The organism is Ideonella sp. (genome assembly GCF_044358605.1).
Lineage (GTDB): Bacteria > Pseudomonadota > Gammaproteobacteria > Burkholderiales > Burkholderiaceae_C > Ideonella.
Genome location: NZ_JBIKNQ010000112.1, coordinates 1 through 2,992 on the forward strand (window position 1 = coordinate 1; position 2,992 = coordinate 2,992).

Consider the following 2,992-nt stretch of genomic DNA (forward strand, 5'->3'; position numbering starts at 1 on the left):
GAAGGGCTGGCCTACCATGGCGGGCTCGACCGACTTCAACAGCCGACACAAGGCCTTGTTGACCTGCACCACCTTGCCCGCAGGGTCAACAATGGCCATGCCCACGCCCGCATGGGTGAAGGAGGCCGTAAAGCGCAACTGACCCAACTCGGCTTCGCGCTGCGCCGCTTGCAAGCGCACTTCTTGGGCTTGGTGCTCGGCTTCCTGTTTGTCCAGCGAGACCCGCAGCAGCATGATGACGGCAAACACGACCGCCACAGCGGCGACCAAGGCTGATGCGCCGAACTGCATCGTGTTCATGTGCCCGATGGCCGCAGCCATGGCCGAGCCCAGGTAGATCGCCCCAAACCAGCTGCACTGGCTCCACCACTGTGCCAGCGAGACCTTCCTACCCTGCTTGAGTGCAAGCACCGAGGTCAGCGGCAATGTGGTGCAGATGAAGGGCAGCAGTGCCGCAATGCACACTCCCACCATGTCGGCCACCTGTGGCCGCAGCCATGGCGCCAACCCATGGCGGCAGAGTTCCAAGACCAAACCTGCTGCAGCAAAGCCCACCATGGCCGCTGCGGGTGTGCTCAAACGACTCGTCAGTCGCTTCGAGGTTCTGTAGGCGCCCAGGGCACCCTCCACGCCAGCGGCCAAGATCGCGGCCGCAGGCCCCTGGCTGATGAGCAGATAGAAGATGAACAGGTCCGAAACACTGAACGACGTTTTGGTGCGCGGTATCCGCACGGGCACCATGCCTGCAAAGACGGCCAGTGCCGTGCCCAGTGCGAACGCCATCCATTGCTCTGGAACGGCCTGCGCCAGCCTGAACACGCTCCAAGCAGCTACCGCGAAGCCGCACGCCACAATGACCAGCCACAGGCGTGTGGCTGCTGTGTTGTAGTCGAACAGGTGGCGCGCCGCGAAGCGTGTCCAGAGGCCTGTCAAGAGGTGGGGTTGAGCGTACACGGATTGGGGTCAACGACAAAGCGAACGCCGCGCGAAGCAGCCTTTCAAGGATGTCGGTTGTTTAGGCCTCGGGCTTGAGACTTCTCTTCGGGCGTCTGGCCAAGTCCTTTGCCCAAGAAAAATGCCGCATGCAAGCAAGCATGCGGCATCAAGGGAGAGCGTTTCGCTCAGTCGCCGTGCATGGCGGACCCACGAGCGCCCAAGGGATCCGCCAGGGTCTCACTCAAGATGAAGCCCTCGCTCAGGATGAAGCCTTCACTGAGGATGAAGCCCTCACTCAGAATGAACCCCTCGCTCAGGATAAAGCCCTCGCTGAGAATAAAACCTTCACTGAGAATGAAGCCCTCGCTGAGGATGAACCCTTCGCTCAGGATAAAGCCCTCACTGAGAATGAAGCCCTCGCTCAGGATGAAGCCCTCTGCCATTAAGCCGCCCCGGGTGCTTCTGAACCCTTTGGTCAGCACAGGCGCTTTGGCGCTACTGGCTTTGCTGGCCAGCGTCGTCACGGGGCTGAGTAAGGCTCGACCTTGGCCTGCTGTTGCTCCCAATGCGCCATCCAGCAAGCGCACGCCGGGAGTCATGAGGGGGGTATCTTGCACTTGCCGCTCCACAATGGAGCTGGGCACCGAGCGAGCCGGGACGAGCTGACTGGACGGCAACCAACGAACCTCAGACCGCAACGCCAAATGGCGAGCCCAGGTCAGGCGGGGGTCGTAGATGGGCTGCAGCCGGGTGAACAAGGTGCCTCCCGAAAACACATGGCTGCCCCCGGCTGTCACCAGTCGACTCCAGTTGACCCGCTCGCCGTTGAGCAAAGAGTACTCGGCCGGCAGGGTGCGGCCAGGCGCCAGGAGCTTGTCGCCGGGCAGTAGCGTGCCCGATTCAATGGCCGGGCCTATGTCTTGCCGCAGCGCAGCGGCGAGCCGGACGGCTCCTTCCACATTGAGTTGACCCGAGCCCTGCTCTAGCAGGCTGCCAACCGCCAAGGGTTGGGCGGTGTATTGCAAGATGGCCTTGACCAAGGGTGGCGTGAGGCCGGGGTTGGCCTGCAGCAACACGGCCGCTGCACCCGCCACCACGGGGCTGGCCACCGAAGTGCCGCTCATGTGCATCAGCGTTTGCTTAGGCGCCTGCTGTGCTCCGGGCACCTGGGTCAGTTCGGGGTAGGTCTTGGCCAGCACGTTCCAACTGCTCACGCTGCCCGTGATGTCGCTGGACAATGCGGCCACCACTTTATTGCCCGGGGCGACGAGGTCCGGCTTGATGAGGTTGTCCACCCACACGCGACCATTGGCATAGGGCATGGCCCCACGAGTCGGGCCACGCGAGCTGAAGGTCGTCATCAGATCGTCGCTTCTAACGGGGGTGTCCTTGAAGTTCGAGGCACCTACGGTGATCACTGACGGATCGTGGCCAGGCGAGGTGATGCTGCCGTACACCATGCGGCCTTGCGCATCTTTGCCAGCATTGCCGGCCGATGTCACCACAACAATGCCCGTAGCCACCGCACTGCGTGCAGCTCGCGCCAAGGGGTCGCTCAGAAACGACTCGTTGGAGCTTGAGCCCAGACTCATGTTCATCACTCGGATGTTGGCCATGCGCGCGTTCTGCACCACCCAGTCGATGCCGGCGAGCACATCGGCCATATTGCCGACACCGCGCTCGTCCAGCACCCGAACGTCATACAGGGCGGCACCAGGAGCTACACCACTGGCGTCAGGGAACTGATAGTGCCCAGCGCCCGCAGCTGCGGTCGCAACATGGGTGCCGTGCCCGTAGGGGTCGGCCAGCTTGGCGTTCGCGGGCATGCCCCCTTCGGCCAACTTGATGACGGACGTGGCCATGGCTGTGCGCAGCATCGGTGAGAAGTCCAGCCCCTTACGCCAACCACGGTCGGCAATCTTTCGGCCGATCTCCACCATGTCAATGGCCGCTTTGACGCGGGTCTTGCCATCGGGGCCGATCAGGCTGCGATGGTTCCAGTCGATGCCGGAGTCCAAAATGGCGATGCCTACACCGCGTCCGTTCAAAGCGGACA

General features: G+C 62.8%; 2 protein-coding genes. Both read right to left on the minus strand.

The window, feature by feature from the left end; translation table 11 throughout:
- Window positions 1-954, minus strand: a 954-nt coding sequence (locus tag ACIQ3Q_RS22100; protein ID WP_396271392.1) for a hypothetical protein, incomplete at its 3' end; no start/stop codon positions are given.
- A gap of 167 nt (window positions 955-1,121) precedes the next feature.
- On the minus strand, window positions 1,122-2,992 hold a 1,871-nt coding region (locus ACIQ3Q_RS22105; protein ID WP_396271393.1), incomplete at its 5' end, for a S8 family serine peptidase.